Annotated in this window: 17 protein-coding genes; 10 read left to right on the forward strand and 7 right to left on the reverse strand. The window is 70.8% G+C overall.

Translation table 11 applies throughout. From position 1 onward, the window contains the following. From OG963_RS06225 to OG963_RS06235, 3 genes are all read right to left on the reverse strand, one after another. Positions 1-438, reverse strand: a complete 438-nt coding sequence (locus OG963_RS06225; RefSeq protein ID WP_030932962.1) for a roadblock/LC7 domain-containing protein — start codon at positions 436-438, stop codon at positions 1-3. After that, positions 435-3,092, reverse strand: a complete 2,658-nt coding sequence (locus OG963_RS06230) for a nitrate- and nitrite sensing domain-containing protein (RefSeq protein ID WP_319739759.1) — start codon at positions 3,090-3,092, stop codon at positions 435-437. Before OG963_RS06230 ends, OG963_RS06225 begins: the two co-directional genes overlap by 4 nt. A 61-nt stretch (positions 3,093-3,153) precedes the next feature. After that, on the reverse strand, positions 3,154-4,023 hold the full coding sequence (locus tag OG963_RS06235) for an MHYT domain-containing protein (protein WP_093770586.1): 870 nt from the start codon (positions 4,021-4,023) through the stop codon (positions 3,154-3,156). A gap of 171 nt (positions 4,024-4,194) precedes the next feature. Between OG963_RS06235 and OG963_RS06240 the strand changes: the two genes are divergently transcribed. After that, positions 4,195-4,794, forward strand: a complete 600-nt coding sequence (locus tag OG963_RS06240) for a class I SAM-dependent methyltransferase (RefSeq protein WP_030932953.1) — start codon at positions 4,195-4,197, stop codon at positions 4,792-4,794. A 36-nt stretch (positions 4,795-4,830) separates the two neighbouring features. Here the strand turns inward: OG963_RS06240 and OG963_RS06245 are convergent, their stop codons facing one another. Next, the gene (locus OG963_RS06245) at positions 4,831-5,733 is read right to left on the reverse strand and encodes an oxygenase MpaB family protein (protein ID WP_371798619.1); all 903 of its coding nucleotides are present in this window, start codon (positions 5,731-5,733) and stop codon (positions 4,831-4,833) included. A 123-nt stretch (positions 5,734-5,856) separates the two neighbouring features. On the opposite strand from OG963_RS06245, the gene OG963_RS06250 reads away from it, so the two are divergent. Beyond that, positions 5,857-6,165, forward strand: a complete 309-nt coding sequence (locus OG963_RS06250) for a hypothetical protein (RefSeq protein WP_371798620.1) — start codon at positions 5,857-5,859, stop codon at positions 6,163-6,165. A gap of 95 nt (positions 6,166-6,260) precedes the next feature. Continuing rightward, positions 6,261-7,253, forward strand: a complete 993-nt coding sequence (locus OG963_RS06255) for a hypothetical protein (RefSeq protein ID WP_256223275.1) — start codon at positions 6,261-6,263, stop codon at positions 7,251-7,253. Between the two features lie 102 nt (positions 7,254-7,355). On the opposite strand, the gene OG963_RS06260 is transcribed toward OG963_RS06255, so the two are convergent. The 3 genes from OG963_RS06260 to OG963_RS06270 all read right to left on the reverse strand — a co-directional run bounded on the left by OG963_RS06260 (position 7,356) and on the right by OG963_RS06270 (position 9,384). Further along, the gene (locus OG963_RS06260; RefSeq protein ID WP_093770578.1) at positions 7,356-7,898 is read right to left on the reverse strand and encodes an MOSC domain-containing protein; all 543 of its coding nucleotides are present in this window, start codon (positions 7,896-7,898) and stop codon (positions 7,356-7,358) included. A gap of 34 nt (positions 7,899-7,932) precedes the next feature. Then, entirely contained in the window at positions 7,933-8,115 is a 183-nt protein-coding gene (locus OG963_RS06265) for a hypothetical protein (RefSeq protein ID WP_030932940.1), read from the reverse strand. Positions 8,116-8,268: 153 nt separating this feature from the next. Next, entirely contained in the window at positions 8,269-9,384 is a 1,116-nt protein-coding gene (locus OG963_RS06270; RefSeq protein WP_093770576.1) for an acyl-CoA desaturase, read from the reverse strand. A 269-nt stretch (positions 9,385-9,653) separates the two neighbouring features. Between OG963_RS06270 and OG963_RS06275 the strand changes: the two genes are divergently transcribed. The 7 genes from OG963_RS06275 to OG963_RS06305 all read left to right on the forward strand — a co-directional run bounded on the left by OG963_RS06275 (position 9,654) and on the right by OG963_RS06305 (position 20,445). Next, positions 9,654-12,569 (forward strand): SNF2-related protein, encoded by a 2,916-nt coding sequence (locus OG963_RS06275; RefSeq protein WP_371798621.1) that lies wholly within the window; start codon positions 9,654-9,656, stop codon positions 12,567-12,569. Beyond that, positions 12,566-13,957: an SWF or SNF family helicase gene (locus tag OG963_RS06280; protein WP_371798622.1), complete on the forward strand. Its 1,392-nt coding sequence runs from the start codon at positions 12,566-12,568 to the stop codon at positions 13,955-13,957. The genes OG963_RS06275 and OG963_RS06280 overlap by 4 nt, the downstream gene beginning before the upstream one ends. A 187-nt stretch (positions 13,958-14,144) precedes the next feature. Further along, a complete protein-coding gene (locus tag OG963_RS06285) occupies positions 14,145-15,632 on the forward strand; it encodes an APC family permease (protein ID WP_093770572.1) in 1,488 nt (495 codons plus the stop codon). Then, positions 15,629-16,645, forward strand: coding sequence for an acetamidase/formamidase family protein (locus tag OG963_RS06290; RefSeq protein WP_093770570.1), 1,017 nt, complete (start codon positions 15,629-15,631; stop codon positions 16,643-16,645). The genes OG963_RS06285 and OG963_RS06290 overlap by 4 nt, the downstream gene beginning before the upstream one ends. 33 nt (positions 16,646-16,678) lie before the next feature. After that, complete coding sequence (locus OG963_RS06295; protein ID WP_093770568.1) at positions 16,679-17,272, forward strand: N-acetylmuramoyl-L-alanine amidase; 594 nt, start codon at positions 16,679-16,681, stop codon at positions 17,270-17,272. A gap of 99 nt (positions 17,273-17,371) precedes the next feature. Continuing rightward, positions 17,372-18,622, forward strand: a complete 1,251-nt coding sequence (locus OG963_RS06300; RefSeq protein WP_327420597.1) for a GAF domain-containing protein — start codon at positions 17,372-17,374, stop codon at positions 18,620-18,622. 299 nt (positions 18,623-18,921) lie between these two features. Continuing rightward, positions 18,922-20,445: an aldehyde dehydrogenase family protein gene (locus OG963_RS06305; RefSeq protein ID WP_030932917.1), complete on the forward strand. Its 1,524-nt coding sequence runs from the start codon at positions 18,922-18,924 to the stop codon at positions 20,443-20,445. Positions 20,446-20,590: the final 145 nt, after the last annotated feature.

The following is a 20,590-nucleotide window of genomic DNA, read 5'->3' on the forward strand; positions in this document are numbered from 1 at the left end:
TCAGCCGGCCGGGGACGGGGGTGCGGTGAGCCGCGGCGGGGTACGCAGGTGCTCGCCGACCCGTTTGACGAGGCGGGCCATCTCATAGGCGACCAGGCCGATATCGGCGAAGGCCGTGCTCAGTACGGCGAGGCAGGAGCCGTCGCCCGCGGCCGCGACGAACAGGAAGCCCTCATCCATCTCCACCATCGTCTGGCGGACGTCCCCGGCCTGGAAGTGCCGCCCGGCGCCCTTCGCAAGGCTGTGGAAGCCGGAGGCCACCGCCGCGAGGTGCTCGGCGTCCTCGCGGCTGAGCGCGCTGGAGGCGCCCACCGCCAGACCGTCGTTGGAAAGCACCACGGCGTGCCGGACTTCGCCGACCCGGGCCACCAGATCGTCGAGCAGCCAGTCGAGTTCGCCCGAGCGCCGGTGCACCTCGGTCCTCTCGTTCGCGATCATGCGTGGTCTCCTTCGTTGCCGGGGCGGGGGCGGGGTTCGGTGATGTTCCGGCGGGGTGCTGGTGTGCCGGGGGCGGTGCCGCCGCCGCGTACCCAGCCGTTGCGGTAGGCGGTCATCCGGTCCCGCGCCTGCTCCGGGGTGCGCTCCACCGGAGCGTCCGCGCCACTCCCGTCCTCGCGTCCGACCGGTTCGGGACGGGGCTCCTCGCGCAGTTGCGGCACGAGGCTGGCCTGCCGGACTCGACGGGGCAGTGTGCCGTCAACGTCCGCACCGCCGCTCTCACTCCGGGGCGTCGGCCTTACCTGGCTCCTGCCCTCTGCCCCGTCCTCGTCCGTTCTGCGGGCACGCGGGCGCAGCGAGGTGACTCCGGCCGGGTGTGTCGTCCGGGATTCGAGGGCGTGCACCGGGGCCGGGGCTGGGAACGCCGTGGCCTGGGGGCGCACCGCACGCGGGCCCGGCCCGGTTGCGAACGGCACGCCGTCAGCGTCGCCGTCGCCGTCGTGTCGGCGCTCTACCGTCGGCTTCTCCGGTGCGGCCGCCGCCTCGCCCGCCGGAAGCGCGCCCTGCAGCAATGCGGTCGGCAGCAGGACCACCGCGGTCGTACCGCCGTACGGGGAGGTGCGCAGCTTGACCTTGATGTGGTGCCGGACCGAGAGCCTGCTGACGACGAAGAGGCCGAGCCGGTCGCTGTCGAAGAGGTCGAGGGCCTCCGCCTGCTCGATGCGCCGGTTGGCCTCGCCGAGGAGCTCGTTGCCCATGCCGAGTCCACGGTCCTCGATCTCCAGGGCGTAGCCGTTGCCGACGGGCTCGCCGCTGATCCGCACCTTGGTGTGCGGCGGTGAGAACTGCGCTGCGTTCTCCACGAGTTCGGCGAGGAGGTGGGTGAGGTCGGCGACCGCGGTGCCCTTGACCGCGGCGTCGGGCAGTTGCCGTACCTCCACCCGGGCGTAGTCCTCGATCTCGGACACGGCCGCGCGTACGACGTTGGTCAGCGGTACGGGCATCCGCCATGCCCGGCCGGGGGCCGCGCCGGACAGGATGATCAGGCTCTCCGCATGCCGCCGCATCCGGGTGGTGAGGTGGTCGAGGCGGAACAGGTTGCTCAGTTCGTCGGGGTCGTCGGCGCGGCGCTCCATGCTGTCGAGGAGGGTGAGCTGGCGGTGGACCAGCACCTGGCTGCGGCGGGCGAGGTTGACGAAGACGCCGGAGATGCCGTCGGCCAGTTCGGCTCGTTCGACGGCGGCGCTGAGGGCGGCCCGGTGCACGGTGCCGAGGGCCTCGCCGACCTGTCCGATCTCGTCGTGGGAGGCCAGGCCGGGTGGCGCTTCGGCCTGGATGTCGAGGGTCTCGCCGGCCCGGAGTCGCTGCATGGCGCGGGGCAGTTTGCGGCGGGCGATCTCCAGTGCGCTGTTACGGAGACTGACGAGCTCCACGACGAGCGCGCGGCCGATGCGTACGGAGATGACCAGCGAGGCGGCCACGGCGACGCAGCCGAAGAGGACCGCCGCTCCGGACGGGCTGAACAGGCCGCGGGTCAGTGGGTCGGTGCGGTCCGCGGCCCGTTCCGTGGCGCGGGTGTCGATGGTGTGCAGCTCGCTCCGTACGCTCGTGGCGGCCGTTTCCCAGTCGGCGGTGTTCACCGCCCCTGCGGCTTCCTCGCCGGGCGATGCCGCCACCACCTGGTCCTCGGCCGCCTCGATCAGACGGTAGGCGGGCCGGTCCGTGAACTTCTGCCAGGTGCGACGTTCGGCGGCCGGCAGATCGGCGCCCGCGGTCTCGATGAGGTTCCTGCGGGTCTCCATCGCTCCGGTGAACTGCACCAGTTGCCGGCCGTCGAGGCTCTCGGTGAGGCCTGCGGTGGCGAGCAGGGCGTCCTCGCGGGCCAGCATCTCGTCGGCGCGGGCCAGTTCGAGCAGGACCCGTGCGTCGGATCCGAGCGCGTCGTCCTGGATTCCGGTCACGGCGCCGGAGACGGCGAATCCCGCGGTGACGGCCCGGGTGTACCGCTCGAACACCGCGTTCTCGTCGCGCTCCTGCTTCCCGTCCCGGTCCCGGTCGCCCGCCGTGCGCAGTTCGTGGGTGCGGTCGAGGAACCGGTCGAGCCGGTCGGCGACGCCCGTCGGAAGGCTGCCCGTGTCGGCGATGGTGTGCTGTTTGTCGAGTCGCAGGGCGGCGAGGGCGGTGTCGGTGCGGCCGGCCCGCTGCTCCAGGGCCGCGGCGCGGGCGCTGCTGGGGGCAGCGGTCTGGAGCAGGGCCGCGCGGCGTTCGGCCTGGAGTGCGGCGACAGCGGTCGATATCGGGGCCCGGACCTCTTTGTCGATCTGCTGCGACTGCCGTAGCTGCGCCACGTCCTGGGCGGTGTTGACCGTGGCGAAGCCCCACAGGGCGAGAAGGGAGACGACGGGCACCATCAGAAGCGAGATGATCTTCGCGCGTACGGTCCTCGGGCGCAGTGTCCAGCGTCCGCGTGGCCCGGATGTGTCCTGCGTCAGCAGCAGCCGCACGTCGTGTTCGGCGCTCTCGTCGGCCGGCGGTCCCGCGTGCGCGCGTCGTCCGCGCGCCGCGGGTGGGGGCGAGGAGTCGGGCGATTGCTGGGCGCTGGGCCGTGCGGCGGCCGTCGCGCCGGGGTCCGGGGTCGTGCGGGGTGGGCGCATGGCCTCCTCGTTCCGGGTGTGGAGCTGGGCAGGAGTGAAAGGGGCGCGAACGGCCGCGGCGTCAGGGCGTGGCGGCGGGCGACGGGTCCTGGCCGCGCGGGTCACGCCGGGTGTGGGGATCGCGTCCGCGCTGCACGGATCGCGCCGGGGCCATGGCATCCACTTCGGCGGGTTCCGCACTGCGCCCGGCGGAGACGTACGCGGCACGCTCGCGGGCCGTCGGCGAGAGTGCGACGAACGCCGACGTCAGGAAGAGGTACGAGCCGAGTCCGACGGCCAGGGGGAAGATGAACTGCATGGTCGATGCACCGGGGAGGTCCACGTCGGAGGCGGTCACGCGGACGCCGACGGCCATCATGCCCGTGTAGTGCATGCTGCTGACCGCCGCGCCCATGACGAGCGAGGCGAGGGCGACGGCACGCGGTGACTTGATGTTCAGCGCCGCCCACAGGGCCGCTGTCGCGGCGACGACGGCGATGGCGACGGAGAGTGCGACCCGCAACGGGTCGTAGTGGATCGTGCCGTGCAGCCGCAGTGCCGCCATGCCCAGGTAATGCATGCTGGCCACGCCGAGTCCGGTGCCGAATCCTCCGACGAGCAGTGCCCTGGTGCGGTCACGGCTGTAGCCGACAGCGAAAACCCCGCATCCGACCACCACCATGGCGCCGAGCAGGCTGAGCAGGGTCAGCGGCACGTTGTAGCGGATATCGGTTCCGGTCACGCCGAAGCCGAGCATCGCGACGAAGTGCATCGTCCAGATGCCGGTGCCGAGGGCGGATGCGGCCGCGATCAGCCAGTTGCGGCGCGAGCGGCCGCTCGTGTCGAGTGCGCGCACGGTGCAGCTCAGTCCGAGTGCCGAGCCAATCACTGCCATCGCGTACGACAGCGCAGGTGTCAGCCAGCCGAAGGTGGCGTGGTCCAGGTGTCCCATGAATCGGGGACGCTAGTCGCGATGGGGGCGCACGCCTGGGGCGCATTTCGAAAGCTGCCGGAATATGACAGAGAGATGTCCCCGAACGATCGCACAGTGCTCGAACATGCACGCCGATTCACGTGGTTTCGCTCCATTTCGCTCCGACGGCCGCTGCGGGATCATGTCCGTATGGCCGATCACCACACACATGTCCAGGAGTTCTTCACCGCCCGTGCCGCGGACTGGGACACCCGCTTCCCCGACGACGCTCCCGCCTATGCGGCCGCCGTCGCTGCACTCGGGTTGCGCCCCGGCGACGCCGTGATCGACGCGGGATGCGGTACGGGACGGGCCCTGCCTGCACTGCGCAGCGCCGTCGGACCACGGGGCACGGTTCTGGGTGCGGATCTCACCCCGGCAATGCTCCAGGCGGCGGTACGCGCCGGACGCGACCGGAGCGGTCGGCTGCTGCTCGCCGATGTGGCCCGACTGCCGCTGCGGAACGCCTCGCTCGACGCCGTGTTCGGCGCCGGGCTCATCTCTCACCTGTCAGATCCTGGACCGGACCTGGCCGAGCTGGCCCGCGTCGTCCGGCCCGGCGGGCAGCTGGCCCTGTTCCACCCCATCGGCCGGGCCGCACTCGCGGCGCGCCACGGCCGCCGGATCACGGACGACGATCTTCGGGCCGAGCACAACCTCCGGCCGATGCTCGCACGTTCGGGCTGGCGGCTGGACTCGTACACCGATGAGGACACCCGATTCCTCGCACTCGCCGTGCGAGCGGACTGACCGGCGGGCGGGCCGAGAAGGCGCGGGCCTCCGGGTCTACTCGACCGGAGCGCCCGGCCGCCGGTTGTGCGGGACCGGGCAGCCGCCGGTGCCGGGGGTCGGGAACGTACCGAGCCCGCCGATCTCGTAGCCGTCCGGGTAGCCCTTGATCTCCGGGTTCTGGCGCGCGTAGTGCGCGGTGGAGCGGGGCGGCAGGAGTCGCACGGCACGCGCCCGCAGACGCAGCGCACCGCGCGTGAGACCACGGGCGACAGGGCCGGGGCGTTCGTAGCGGAACGCCCGTAGCAGCGCATCGTCGAGGAGTGCCAGGCTCGCCTTGCGCAGGACGGGTGCCAGCGGGCCCGGATACCAGGAGGCCATCAGCGCCAGTGTGGCGTCGGAGACCTTGCGCGCGCCCTCGTCCCAGCCGAAGTGCTCGTCCTCGTACACGTCGAGGGTGCGTTCGAACTCCTCGAACGTCCGAGGCACGCCCTTGATACCCATGTGGTCGCCTAGGGTGCGGTAGTAGACGGCGAACGCCTGCAGCTCGTGGTCGGAGAGCCGGCGCCAGCCGTACGTGTCGATCCAGCGCTTCGGGACGACGACGAACGTACAGAGCACGTAGCGCATGTCGTCGTTGCTGATGTCGTAGCTGCGGTGCATCTGGTTGATCCGACGGATCGCCGTGCGCCCCTGATCGCTGTCGAAACCGTGCTCCACGACGGCGTCGAGAAGGAGCGCCGTGTCGTCGTACCTCTTCTGGGAACGTCCCGTCAGCTCTGCCGTCTCGGCGAGGAGTCGGCCGATGCCGGGGACGGCATATGTACGATAGAGGGCCAGTTCGAGGGCCCGGGTGATGTCCCAGGGGAACTCGTAGGTGGCCGTGAGCCGGTAGATCTCCAGGAAGTCCCGTTCCGGATCGAGACGCTGGATCTCCTTCAGCCGGTCGAATCGCTTCACCGCGCGGTCCCCGTTCCTCGGTCGGTGGTCCAACTCTACGTCGACGGGGAAGACCGTAGATACGTACGAAGGCAGCTCGCGTGCACGGCTCCCCGTGCACGACTCCCCGGGAAGGCGGTCTCCATGATCGACATGTTCAGCAGTCTCCGGAAGGTGGTCTCTCCCAGCCGCAAGGGCGGGCTGTCGGCGCCACCGCGCGAGGAACACCGACGCAAGCAGCACAATCTGTTCGAGGCGGCCGCCACCTATGTCTCGGCGTGCGCGGAGGACGACCAGGACCGGATGGACGAGGTGAGCGGATGGGTGTCGCCCGGAGCGCTGTCCTTCGGGATCAATGAGCTGGCCTGCAGAGCCGTCGTCGCGCTGGCGCGCGAGCGCGGTCGGTCGCCGCAGTCCGTGGCCCGCGACCTGCTGGGGCTGCCCGCCGACTGAACGCCACCGTCCGCTCGACCACGCACGAGGGGTCTTCCCTTGTCAGGGCCTCGACGACCGCGTTACCCACTGGTTAAGGTGCGCCGACGGAAACCATGAGGGACGAGGAGAGTGCTGTGGCCGGGACGGACGACGCGGTCGCCGAGGACGACGCACTGTATGTGCTGACCGCGGTGCTGCTCACACCCGCGCAGTTCCCGAGCGTGCTCGGTGACGACTACCCGGCTGCCTGCGGGGCACTCGGCCTCGAGCCCTACGCCGAAGGCTATGGACTCGTCCTCGGCCAGGACGGCGACGGTGCCCGGTGGACCGTCGTCGTCGACGACGTGTCACTGGTCGCCGTCGCCATCGCCTCGTGGGACTGCGGCATGGAGTACGACCTCTCCCCCGACGACCGCTCGGTGGTCTGCGCGCTCCCTGGCTGGCCCCTCGCACTGGCGGTGGCCGCACCTGGGGTGCCCGCCCCCCACGACCCGCCGCCGGACCCCGAGGCCGAGGGCACCGATCTGCCTCCGCTGACCCCGCCCGACACCGAGACGTGGGGGCCCGCCCAGCGGCGGCTGGGCGCGGACGAGATCGCGTTGCAGTGGGCCGCGTGGCGCGACCAGATCGACGACGAGACGACGTTCGCGGGGTCGAACGGCCCGGATGTCGCGGACGGCACGGATGGCGGAAACACAGGTGGTGGCACCGACGAACTGAGTGGCACCGACGGTCCGGACGACGCCAAGGAGTCGGATGCCGGCGCCGCAGTGGACGCGGACTCGGCCGCCGAATCGGCCGAGGAGAGCTCAGCAGGCTCCCCCGCGCTGTCCGGAACCCATCCGGGTGTGCGACGCGCTCTCGCGGAGGCTCATGCGTACGTGGACGACCCGCCGCCGCCCGGACGCATCCGGTCCTCCTTCGCCCCGGGCGATGCCCGGACCCTGCGCGCCGACGGACCCGGATGGTCCCTGGTCGCGAGGACCGACGACATCGCGTTCGTCCTGCTGGACGAGGAACCCGGCGAAGTTCTGCCCGTGGGACGCGGGGCGGCGCTGCCCGGCCTGTTGAAGGCACTCGACGCGCTCGCGGTGCGGCCTGCCTGAGCCGCCGCCGGGAGACTCTGTCGCGTCCGGCCGGTGGCGAGAAACTCGCGCCGGCCGGACGGTGACGGGCGCCCGCACGGGACCACCGGCGTGGCTCCCCCGCTACACGCGGTCCAGCCGCCGGTGCGGCTCGGCGGGCAGCTCCACCTTGACCGGATCGCCCGGCCGGACCCTTCCACCGGACGCGACGACGCCCATGATCCCCGCCTTGCGCACGATGTCGCCCGCCGCGTCCCGGCCGACGACCTGCTTCAGCAGGCCGCCCTGGAAATTGTCGATCTGCAGGCACGGGTTGCGCAGGCCGGTGACCTCGACGACGGCTTCGTCACCGAGGTGCAACAGCGTGCCGACGGGGAGGCCGAGGAGATCGATGCCGCGCGTGGTGACGTTCTCCCCGAGATCCCCGGGAGCTACCTCGAAGCCCGCCTCCCGCAGCTCCTCGAACAGCTCCTCGTGGATCAGATGGACCTGGCGCAGATTCGGCTGGGTGGGGTCCTGCGCAACACGGGAACGGTGCTTGACCGTGACTCCGGCATGCACGTCCCCCTCCACACCGAGCCCGGCCAGCAGGGTCACGCTGTCCCTGTTCGGCTTGGTGAAGCTGTAGGTGCCGTTGCTGCTCACCACGGTGACTGTGCCGCTCATCTACGAATGCCCCCCATCCCGGTCACCTGTCTGCTCAGCGACCGATTTCCTTGCGAGTGATCCTGCGGAGCCTGCGCCGCTGCGAGGGATCCAGCATCAGATAGGCCACCGCAGGCACTCCGATGAGCACCAACAGCGACAGCCAGAATCCGATGAACGGCATCAGGACGACTGCCACGACCACTCCCCCGATGGCGATCTTTGCGCTGTTCGACATCGTCCACTCCTCCTTCGCGGCGCGAGCCGCTTCTGCTGTGACAACGCCTGTGCGGGCCTGTCGGTTCCAGCTTGCACCAGCGGGCGCCTTCATGGGTCGCCCCAGTGCGTTGCCCGGGTCGGCCGCCCCGAGCGGGCTACTCGCCGAGCTGTCTCAGCGAGCCGTCTCGGCGGGTTGCCTCAACGGTTCACCGACCTCATGCATGTGCTGCAGCGCCTGCCGGTAGGACTCGACCAGGCCGGTCTCCGCGTACGGCATGCCCAGCGACTCGCAGTGGGCTCGTACCAAGTGCTGCGCCCGCCGAAGGTGGGGGCGGGGCATGCTCGGGAACAGATGGTGCTCGATCTGGTAGTTGAGCCCGCCGAGGAACCAGTCGGTGAGGACGGCGCCGCGTACGTTGCGCGAGGTGAGGACCTGTCGCTGGAGATGCCCCCAGCGGTCGCCGTCGGGGTCGGGCATCTCCATGCCTTTGTGGTTCGGCGCGAAGGCCATGCCCAGGTGGAGTCCGAACAGCGCGTGGTGCACGAGCGCGAAGACGACGGCCTTGCCGGGGGACATGACGGTGAGCAGCAGCGTCGCGTAGAGCCCGAGATGGGTGACGAGGAGCAGTGCGGACACGACACGCTCGCGGGCGGGTTGCTGCCGCAGGTACTGGAAGCCGGAGATCTTGAGGGCGATGCCTTCGAGGAGCAGCATCGGGAAGAACAGCCGGGCCTGGTTACGGGTGAGCCAGCGGGCGAAACCTTCGCGCTGGGCCGCCTGCTTCTGCGTCCAGACGAGGGCGCCGACGCCGACGTCCGGGTCCTTGTCGATGTGGTTGGGGTTGGCGTGGTGGCGTACGTGCTTGTCGTTCCACCAGGCCTCGTTCATGCCGAGGAGCAGGTTGGCGTGGACCAGACCGATGAGCCGGCTCGCCCGGCGGTCGCCGGTTATCTGGGCGTGTCCGGCGTCGTGGCCGACGAATGCGGTACGGGACCAGAGGATCGCCAACGGCAGCGCGAGGAGCAGGGTCCACCAGGTGTTTCCGATGAGTACCAGGCCGGTGAGCACGCCACCCAGGGCGAGGAGGTTGGAGGCGATCACGGCCGCGTACCATCCGGTGCGCCGCTCCAGGAGCCCTTGCGCCTTCACGGCCCGCAGGAGCGGCGCGAAGTCACTGCCGCCGACGTCGGCCGCGCGTTGCCCGACGCCCGTGCTCCTGTCGGCGCTGTCCGTACTTCCGGCACGGTCGCGGGGGCGGTCCGCGACGGTGGATACGGCCTGGGGCATGTTGACTCCGGTCTCTGGGAGGCACGGGAAGCTGCTCTGACCTGTTGAAACGTACGGGCTGGGGTCCTGCGGCAACCATGGCGCCACCACCCGGAGTCTCGGGGGGTAGCCCCCTCCTGGGAGGGGGGTGCTGGCTACACCGGGCAGCCCGCAGTCGCCAGTGAAGTGAGCCGGATCACGGCGATTCCGCTCCCGGACGGCCTCACCGGTGGAGTACCCTCGGCGACCTTGGGCCCCCACTAGTCAAATTTGAGGAATTCGACATCGCTGTGCACAGGCTCCCTGCGGCAACCCTCGCCGAGATCTCCGCACTCTCCCGCTGCTCCGTCGTCTTCCTTCCCGCGGATCCCTCCCGTACCGGCCGGGTCGCCTTCTGGCATCCGGACGGCAGCAGCCCGCCCGATGCACCTGGGACCGTCGGGGAACTGACCGTCGTCGGAGCCGACATCCGCCCGTACGATGTGCCGGCACTGCTGTTGCCGGTGCGGGACGCCCTGCCCGTACTGACCCGCGCGCGGGCCGCGGCGCAGGCCTCGCCCTCGGCTGCGTTCTGGGGCGCGGCCGCCCTCCTCGCCCTGCAACTCGCCGCCCGTGGACTGCTGCTGCCGGGGCTGAGCGCCTCCGACCACGACGCGTGGCGGGCGGGTCCGCTGGCCGCCGCCGACCTCGACCGGATCCGTGACCTCGCGGCTTCCATGCCGCCCACCGCCCATGCCGTACCGCTGGACGACGCCGTGGAGCCCGTGCTGCTGCCGGAGCCGGAGCGGCTGCTGCGCGCGTTCCTGGACGCGGTGGCCGACGGTCTGCCGCGCACGCCCGCCGCGGTGTTCGCCACCGGAAGCCCGGCCTTCGCCGCCGCCGCGCCGCAGCGCCTGCCCGAGCACCGGGCCTGGGCCGCCGATGTCGCGGCCGGGCACGACGCGGGTGTGCGGCTCTCGCTGCGCGTCGAGGTCACCGGTCTGACTCCTGCTCACGAGGACGCCGGGCAAGGTGCCGGGCCGTCCTTCCGTGCCGTCCTGCAGATCCACAGCGTCAGCGATCCGACAGTGGTCGCCGACGCCGCGGACGTCTGGGCGGGCACCGCGCCCACCGCTGCGGGGTTCGGTCCGCGCGCCCGGATGGACGCCCTCCTCGCCCTGCGCCGCGCCGCCCGCGCCTGGCCACCGCTGACGCCGCTGCTGTCGGCCGCCGTACCGGACTTCGTCGAGCCGGCCGACGAGGAGATCGCCGAACTGCTCGGCTCGGCCGCACGGTCGCTCGCCGCGACCGGGGTCCAGGTGCACTGGCCCAAGGAGCTCGCCCGCACCCTCACCGCACGCGCGGTGATCGGCCCGCCGGACCACGGGGAAGCCGGGGACACCGGCGACAGCGGAAGCGACCACGGCGGCGAGTCCTCGGACAGACAGTCCGCGTCCGACGTCCCGTCGTTCCTGTCGGCCGACGCACTGCTGGCGTTCAACTGGTGGTTCGCACTCGGCGACCAGCAGCTCAGCCGCGCCGAACTGGACCGGTTGGCCGAAGCCGGCAGACCGATCGTCCGGCTGCGCAACCAGTGGGTGCTCATCGACCCGGAGGAGGCACGCCGAGCCCGCGAGACGCAGGACCGCAAGGTCACGCCGATCGCTGCGCTCGGGGCCGCTCTGACCGGTTCCACCGAGATCGACGGCCGCCCGGTCGACGTGCAGGCGACCGGCTGGCTGGAGCGACTGCGGGCGCGGGTCGCCGATCCGGAGTCCGGTGCGCAGCAGACGGTCGGTCAGCCCTCCGCGCTCAGCGCGACGCTCCGCGACTATCAGCTGCGCGGTCTGAACTGGCTCCACACCATGACCTCGCTCGGCCTCGGCGGCTGTCTCGCCGACGACATGGGCCTCGGCAAGACCATCACCCTCATCGCGCTGCATCTGCACCGTCAGAGCTTCGAGGAGGCCGCCGGACCGACCCTGGTGGTCTGCCCGACCTCACTGATGGGCAACTGGCAGCGGGAGATCGAGAGGTTCGCACCCGGCACACCGGTACGGCGCTTCCACGGCGCGGCCCGGAGCCTGGAGGACCTGGTGGACGGCGAGTTCGTCCTCACCACGTACGGCACGATGCGGCTCGACGCGGCGAAGCTCGCCGGGGCCGGTTGGTCCATGGTGGTCGCCGACGAGGCGCAGCACGTGAAGAACCCGTACTCGGCGACCGCGCAGCAGCTGCGGACGATCGGTGCGCGGGCGCGGGTGGCGCTCACCGGTACCCCCGTGGAGAACAACCTGTCCGAGCTGTGGGCCATCCTCGACTGGACGACGCCCGGGCTTCTCGGCCGTCTCGGCACGTTCCGTACCCGGTACGCGCGGGCCGTGGAAGGCGGCAACGACCCGGCGGCGGCCGAGCGACTCGCTGCCCTGGTGCGGCCGTTCCTGCTGAGGCGGCGCAAGTCCGATCCGGGGATCGCCCCGGAGCTGCCGCCGAAGACGGAGACCGACCGCACGGTCTCGCTGACGGCGGAGCAGACCGGTCTGTACGAGGCGGTGGTACGGGAGACCCTGGCCGAGATCTCCGGCGCCGACGGATTCGCCCGGCGCGGCCTCGTGATGAAGCTGCTGACGGCGTTGAAGCAGATCTGCAACCACCCTGCGCAGTACCTCAAGGAGGAGCGGCCGCGGATCGCTGACCGTTCGGGAAAGCTGGAGCTCCTCGACGAGCTGCTCGACACCATTCTCGCGGAGGACGCGAGCGTGCTCGTGTTCACCCAGTACGTACAGATGGCACGGCTGCTCGAACAGCATCTGGCGGCGCGCGGCGTAGGCACCCAGTTTCTGCACGGCGGTACGCCGATCGCCGAGCGCGAGGCCATGGTGGACCGGTTCCAGGCGGGCGAGTCCCCGGTCTTCCTGCTGTCGCTGAAGGCGGCCGGTACGGGCCTCAACCTCACCCGGGCGGGCCACGTGGTGCACTTCGACCGCTGGTGGAACCCCGCGGTCGAGGCACAGGCCACCGACCGTGCGTACCGCATCGGGCAGACCCAGCCGGTGCAGGTGCACCGGCTGATCACCGAGGGAACCATCGAGGACCGGATCGCCGACATGCTGGCCCGCAAGCAGGGCCTTGCGGATGCCGTGCTGGGTTCCGGTGAGACGGCGCTGACCGAACTCACCGACGCGGAACTTGCCGATCTGGTGCAGCTGCGAGGGGGCGCGCGATGAGCGACACGTACGGGACCGACGGATACCCGAACCCTGGATACCAGGGCGAGGAGTACGACGACGAATACGAGGCGGAGGACAGCGACCCCGCATCCCGCGGAGCCGAGGTGTCGGCGCCGGGGCAGGAACGTACCTTTGCTGCTCTGCCGCCCGCACGAGGCCGTGGCTTCGCCGAGTCCTGGTGGGGCCGTGCCTGGCTGAAGGCCCTGGAGGACACCGCGCTCGACGGCCAACAGGTCAAGAAGGGGCGCCGGCTCGCCGGCGAGGGAAGGGTCGGCGCGGTCTCCGTACGCCCGGGTCGGATCACCGCAGTCGTCCAGGACCGGGACTCGACCCCGTACCGCAGTGACGTCCTGCTCCAGCAGCTGAGCGAGGAGGAGTGGGACCGCTTCCTGGACATGGCGGTCGACCGGGCCGGGCACATCGCCGCACTCCTCGACCGGGAGATGCCGCCGCATCTGGTGGAGGACGCGGCGGCGGCCGGGGTGGATCTGCTGCCGGGGATCGGCGATCTGGATCCGGAGTGCACCTGCGAGGCGTGGGACCACTGTCCGCACTCCGCCGCCCTCTGCTACCAAGTGGCACGGCTGCTGGACCAGGACCCCTTCGTCCTGCTGCTGATGCGGGGGCGCGGCGAGCGGCGGGTGCTCGACGATCTCCAGGCACGGATCACGGCCCGGACCGCGGAGCGGCAACCGGCGGAGTCCTCCCGCGCGGAGGACCGGCGGGCGCGTGGCGTACGCGCGGACGAGGCATTCGCCGCGCAGGAGATCCTGCCTCCGCTGCCCGCGCCACCCCCGCTGCCCGCCGAGCCCGGCCCCCCGCCGTCGCTGGACACGGAGACCGGACCGGAGCCCGGTCTCGAGCCGGCCGCGCTGGAAGTGCTGGCGACCGACAGCGCCGTCCGGGCCTACCGGATGCTGGCCGAAGCCCTGTCCCCGGACCACGGACAGCAGCCCGTGCAGGCCGGGTTGACGCCGGAGCAGGATGCCGTACGGCTGGCCGCCGACGCCCGTCCCGAGCCCTGGCTCATGACACGGCTCGCCACCGGATCGGGGCGGCAGCGGGCCGAGCTCGACGCCGCTGTGCGGGCCTGGGGTTACGGCGGGACGGCAGCGCTCACCGTGTTCGACGAGGAGTGGGCACCGGATCCGGCGTCCCACGCCCGGGCACTCACCCGGCTCGCCGCGGCGTGGGAGGACGGCGAGCGTCCGCAGCTGCGGGCGGTGCGCAACCGGTGGACCGTGGCAGGCGGTGACGCACAGCTGCGCTACGGGCGGGACGGGCGCTGGTGGCCGTACCGCAAGGAGCGTGGGCGCTGGATTCCGGCGGGCCCGTCGGACGACGACCCGGCGGCGGCGCTGTCGGAAGCACTCGGCGTGGGGTAACCCGCCTTCCGGTGGACCTCGTCTCACCGGGCTGCCGCGCCCCTCCCTCAACTCCCTTGCTCCCTACCGATTTTCGGCCGCCTGCCATCTTCCGCCATCCGCGCCACGGCCGTACGGTGGGGCGCGCGAGACGCTCGGCCGTACATCGGACAACGCATTCCGGTCAACGGACAGAGGGAGTCACGGAGTGTCGGGGGAATCGGAAACCACACTGCTGCGCGATGCCGTCGGGCTGCGCGAAGTTCTCTTCCAGAGCATCACGGCGATGGCGCCCGCCGCTGCCATCGCCGCGTCCATCCCGTCCGGGGCCGCGTTCGCCGGCGGCAGTCTGCCGCTCTCCGTGCTGGTGGCGCTGGTGGCCTGTCTGTTCACCGCGTCGTGCGTCGCGGAGCTGGCCCGTCACCTGCCGGCGGCGGGTTCGGTAGCCACGTACTCCGCACAGGGCCTGCATCCGGCCGTCGGCTTCCTGGTGGGCTGGGGCTATGTCTTCGTCGAGGCGCTGGTGCCCGCGTTGCTGCTGCTCCAGCTCGGGTTCACGACAGCGGGCACCCTGCACCAGGAGTGGTCGTCGTACCCGGCGGACCTGTGGTGGCCGTGGTCGCTTCTGGGTGCGGTCGTCATCGCGCTCGCCGGCTACTTCGGCGTCCGGGCCTCCGCCCGCTTCGGGACCGTGCTCGGCATCTTCGAGGTGCTGGTCTTCGTCGCCTTCGCGGTGCTGCTGATCGGACAGGCCGGCTCGGACAACACCCTGTCGGTGTTCGGTACGTCGCACACCGCGGACGGCTTCGACGGCATCAGCGGGATCTTCGCGGGCTCCGTCTACACCGTGCTGGCGTTCGCGGGCTTCGAGGCGGCGGCGCCACTCGCCGAGGAGACGAAGAACCCGCGGCGCACGATGCGCCGGGCGGTGCTCGGCGCCGCGCTGTCGATCGGCCTGGTGTACGTCCTCACCACATACGCGATGTCCGTCTACTTCGGGCCGGACAAATTCTCCGGATTCGGCGCTTCGGGGGCGGCGTCGTGGGAAGGCGTGGCCCGTGCCTCGTTCGGGTTGTTCTGGGTGCTGCTCTTCCTCGCCGTCGTCAACTCGACCGTGGCCAACGCCAACGCGTGCGCGAACGTGTCGACGCGTACGGCCTTCGCCCTGGGGCGCATCGGAGTGTTCCCGCAGGCGTTCGCCAGGCTCCATCCACGCCGCCGCTCCCCCGTCACCGGGGTGGCCGCGCAGTTCGTGATCGCGGTCGGCGCGACGCTCGGGCTCGGCTTCGGCTACGACCCGGTGACCGCGTTCGTGCTGCTGGCCACCATCATCGTGACCGTGATCATCGGTGTGTACATCGTCGTCAACCTCGCCTGCGCCGGGTACTTCCTGCGCCGGCGTCGCGACGCGTTCAACCCGGTACTCCATCTTCTCTTCCCGGTGCTGGGCATCGCGGCGTTCGTACCGGCGCTGCTGACGGCCGCCGGAATCCCGGTCTTCGATTTCGTCTCGGAGCTCAGCGCCCCCGTCTCGTACGCCGGCCCGGTGGTCGGCATCTGGATGCTCATCGGTATCGGTGTGCTGGTGGTGCTGGTGCGCAGGCATCCGGAGCGGGTGGCACAGACTGGTCGGATCCATCTGGACGAGGCCCCGGAGGCCGTCGTCGACGTCGAGGCAGGAGCAGAACAGCGATGAGCGACCCGCGGATCCTGACGGTGCGCCCCAAGGAGGACGAGTACGCATGGACCTTCGGCGGTGCGGCGCCGGTGGCCCGGATCGAGCCCGGCACCTTCCTCGACGTGTACACGGAGGACTGCTTCGCGGGCCGGGTGCGCTCCGAGAAGGACCTGGTCTCCGCCGTCTGCGAGTTCCCGTTCCTCAACCCGCAGACCGGTCCTTTCCATGTCGTGGGGGCGGAGCCGGGCGATACCGTCGCGGTGCACTTCGTGTCGATCGAACCGGCCAGGGACTGGGCGGCGTCCACGACCGTGCCGCTGTTCGGCGCCCTCACCTCCACCCATACGACGGCTTCGTTGCAGGCCCCGCTGCCGGAGGTGGTGTGGATGTGGCAGCTCGACCGGGCCCGCCGCACCTGTCTCTTCAGCGCCCGCGACAGCGACATCCAGGTGGAGCTGCCGATGGATCCGATGCACGGGACGGTCGGGGTGGCTCCGGCCAATCTGGAGGTGCGTTCCGCGCTGGTGCCGGACGCGCACGGCGGAAACATGGACACGCCCGAGATGCGGGCCGGGGTCACCTGCTATCTGGGGGTCAATGTCGAAGGTGCGCTGTTGAGTCTGGGTGATGGCCATGCCCGGCAGGGTGAGGGCGAGACCTGTGGGGTCGCGGTTGAGTGCGCGATGAACACGGTGGTGCTGGTCGAGCTGCTGAAGGGTGTCGCGACGCCGTGGCCGCGGATCGAGTCGGACACCCATCTGATCTCGACCGGTTCTGCCCGCCCTCTCGAAGACGCCTTCCGCGTATCGCAGTTGGACCTGGTGCAGTGGCTGGCACGCGACTACGGGCTCTCCGAGCTCGATGCGTACCAGCTGATCAGCCAGGCCGGTGAAGCTCCGTTGGCGAATGTCTGCGACACCAACTACACCTGTGTGGCGAAGATCCGCAAGAATTGGCTGCCTGCGGGTGATCCTCATGGTGGGCTGCACCGTCATCTGCGGGAGACCGCCGCACTGCTTCCCAGCCCCTGATCCTGGAACCTCCCTCCCCGCACAGGAGCATTCATGCACCGCAGAAGGATCCTTCAGGGCGCCGCGGCGACGGCGGCCGCCGCTCTGCTCCCGGCCTCCACCCGCGCGATGGCCTCTTCCACGGCGGGCTCCACCGACTATCCGCTCGCGCACTGGATTCCGGCCTCCACCGCCAACTACACCGCCTCGACGCGCCCTTCGGCGTATCCGGTGGAGTACGTGATCATCCATGTCACGCAGGAGCTGTTCTCGGACGCGATCGGGATCTTCCAGAATCCGGCGAAGCAGGTATCCGCCCACTATGTGGTGCGTTCGGCCGACGGGTACATCGCGCAGTGCGTCCGGGAACAGGACATCGCCTGGCACGCGGGAAATTGGGACTACAACACGCGCAGTGTCGGCATCGAGCACGAGGGCTGGGTGGACCGGCCGGCGTACTTCACCGACGCCCTGTACGAGCAGTCGGCGCTGCTGACCGCTTCGGTCTGCGACCGCTACGGCATCCCCAAGGACCGTGCACACATTCTCGGACACGTCGAGGTACCGGGCACCGATCACACCGATCCCGGACCCAGCTGGGACTGGGTGCGCTACATCCGCCTCGTCAACCTCTTCAGCGCCGGCTGAACCGCAGCCTCGTGTGACTGCTCTCCGCACCGAGGTTGTCGCAGAGCCCTGCTGCGACGACGATGGGGTTGCACGACACCCCTTGGACGGGAGGGCGAGTTGACGGACCCCTGGGTAGCCCTGACCGCCGATACGGACCTCGTCGAACGGCTCGGCGAACTGCGTCACGCACACGAGGTGTTCACCACCGCGGGCCGGCTGGAGCTGCCGGTACGATCCGTGGTCGGCGAGTCGTGGCGGCGCTCGGCCCGGGCCCGGGTCAGTCCGGACGGCGCGGCCCAGGTCGAACTGGGCGCGGACGAGCTCGGACCGTACCGGGAGGGACATCCGCTGGCCCGTGCCATGCCGGTGATCCGTGAACTGATGAGTGCGTACGCCACGGACGGAGAGCACCTCCTCGCGGTGTGCGACGCGTACGGCAGGCTGCTCTGGGTCGAAGGACACGAGACGACACGGCGGCGCGCGGGACGGATGAACTTCGTGGAGGGTGCCCGCTGGTCCGAGTCCGTGGCGGGGACGAACGCGCCGGGGACCGCGATCGCCGTGGACCGGCCGGTGCAGGTGTTCGCCGCCGAGCACTTCCTGCGTCCGGTGCAGCAGTGGACCTGCGCCGCGGCGCCCCTTCACGATCCGCGCACAGGGCGGGTACTGGGCGCCGTCGACATCACCGGCGGGAACCGGCTCGCGCACCCGCACAGTCTGGCGTTCGTCCAGGCGGTGGCGCGCGCGGCGGAGTCCCAGCTCGCTCTGCTCGCACCCTCGCCCGCCGAGGAGTCCGTACAGCTCAGCGCGCTCGGCCGGGACGAGGCACTGCTCGTCGCGGGCGGCCGCAAGATCCGGCTCAGCAGACGGCACAGCGAGATACTGGTGACACTGGCCCGCCATCCGGAAGGCCTGGGCGGCGACGAACTTCTCATCGAACTGTACGAGGACGAGTCGGTGACCCCGGTGACGCTACGGGCCGAACTCTCGCGGCTGCGAAGGCTCCTCGGCCCCGAACTCCTGCTCTCCCGCCCGTACCGGTTCGCCGCCCCGGTCGACGCCGACTTCGACACCGTGGCGCGCAGGCTCGCGTCCGGTGCGGTGGCGGCGGCGCTCAGCGCGTACGCGGGGCCACTGCTGCCCGGATCGCAGGCACCGTCCGTCGCCCGGCTGAGGCGCCGGCTCGACGATCAACTGCGGGCCTCGCTGATCGCGCGCGGTGACCCGGGGCTGCTGGCGGACTGGGCGTACAGCCCGTGGGGCGAGGAAGACCTCCCGGTGTGGCAGGCGCTGGCCGCCGCGGCGCCGCCCGGGCAGCGGGCGGCGCCGCTGGCCAGGGCGCGCGAGCTCGACGCCGAACAGCGCTGAGGGCTGTCCCGTCATCCCTGGCGGGCAGACAGCGACAGCTACGGCACCTCGCCACGTTGTCGGGACGCCCGCATGCGCCGAGTACGATCACGCCCCTCCGCCTTGCGATGCACCGCATCCGACACCACGCGCTGATCCATCAGGAATCACGGGACAGCCTTGGGGCTGTCCGGCCGATCGAAGCCGGGGCCGCGACGCCCAGCACGACCGCGCGCAACGGGCTTGCAACGTTGCGCTGCCTAGCCTCGCGCCGAGGGCCGTCCAACGGCGGGCGGCACCGGATCCGGGAGGCCACAGAGATGACCCGTTACGCTGCGCCGGGCACCGAGGGCGCCATCGTCTCGTACGAGTCCCGCTACGACCACTGGATCGGCGGCGAGTACGTCCCGCCGGTCCGCGGTCAGTACTTCGAGAACCCGAGCCCCGTCAACGGCCGCCCGTTCACCGAGATCGCCCGCGGCACCGCCGAGGACATCGAACGCGCCCTGGACGCGGCGCACGCCGCCGCCCCTGCCTGGGGAGCCACGGCCGCCGGGGAGCGCGCGTCGGTCCTCAACCGGATAGCCGACCGGATGGAGGCGCACCTGGAGGAGCTGGCCGTCGCCGAGAGCTGGGACAACGGCAAGCCTGTGCGGGAGACACTGGCCGCCGACATCCCGCTCGCCATCGACCACTTCCGGTACTTCGCGGGTGCGCTGCGGGCCCAGGAGGGTTCGCTCAGCGAGATCGACGACGACACCGTTGCGTACCACTTCCACGAACCGCTCGGCGTGGTCGCTCAGATCATCCCGTGGAACTTCCCGATCCTGATGGCGACCTGGAAGCTGGCCCCGGCGCTCGCCGCAGGCAACGCGGTCGTCCTGAAGCCGGCCGAGCAGACCCCGGCCTCCATCCATGTGTGGCTGAGCCTGGTCGCCGATCTGCTGCCGCCGGGTGTCGTCAACATCGTCAACGGCTTCGGCGCGGAGGCCGGCAAGCCGCTCGCCTCCAGCCCGCGCGTCGCGAAGATCGCCTTCACCGGCGAGACCACGACCGGGCGGCTGATCATGCAGTACGCCTCCGAGAACATCAAGCCGGTGACGCTGGAGCTGGGTGGCAAGTCACCGAACATCTTCTTCGACGACGTCTGGTCGGCGAACGACGACTTCCGCGACAAGGCCCTCGAAGGGTTCACGATGTTCGCCCTCAACCAGGGCGAGGTGTGCACCTGTCCGTCACGTGCGCTGATCCAGCGCGGCCACTACAGCGAGTTCCTTGAAGCGGGGATCGCCCGTACCGAGCAGATCGTGCCGGGCCACCCGCTGGACACGGACACCATGATCGGCGCGCAGGCCTCCAACGACCAGCTGCAGAAGATCCTTTCCTATCTGGACATCGGCCAGCAGGAGGGCGCAAAGGTCCTGTCGGGTGGTCAGAAGATCGACTACGACGGCGAGCTGGCGGGCGGCTACTACGTCCAGCCGACCATCTTCGAGGGCGACAACCGGATGCGGGTCTTCCAGGAGGAGATCTTCGGCCCGGTCGTCGCGGTGACGTCATTCTCGGACTTCGACGACGCGATCAGGACGGCGAACGACACGCTGTACGGCCTCGGTGCGGGCGTCTGGACCCGCGACGTCAACACCGCGTACCGGGCGGGCCGCGCGATCCAGGCGGGCCGGGTGTGGACGAACTGCTACCACGCCTACCCCGCGCATGCGGCCTTCGGCGGCTACAAGCAGTCAGGGATCGGCAGGGAGAACCACAAGATGATGCTGGAGCACTACCAGCAGACGAAGAATCTGCTGGTGTCGTACTCGCCGAAGAAGCTGGGCTTCTTCTAGGGCATGAGAAAAGGTGCCTGACCTAGGCTTTCACCGGTCAGGCACCTGCCGCTCGGCGCCAGGTCGATCACGGGCGTCCCTCAACGGCGTCGAGATCGGTGGCCAAGAGGTCTCGACCTTCGGCGCCGGCAATCATCGGGCCCCC

Origin of the sequence: Streptomyces sp. NBC_01707, assembly GCF_041438805.1 — a bacterium.
GTDB lineage: Bacteria > Actinomycetota > Actinomycetes > Streptomycetales > Streptomycetaceae > Streptomyces.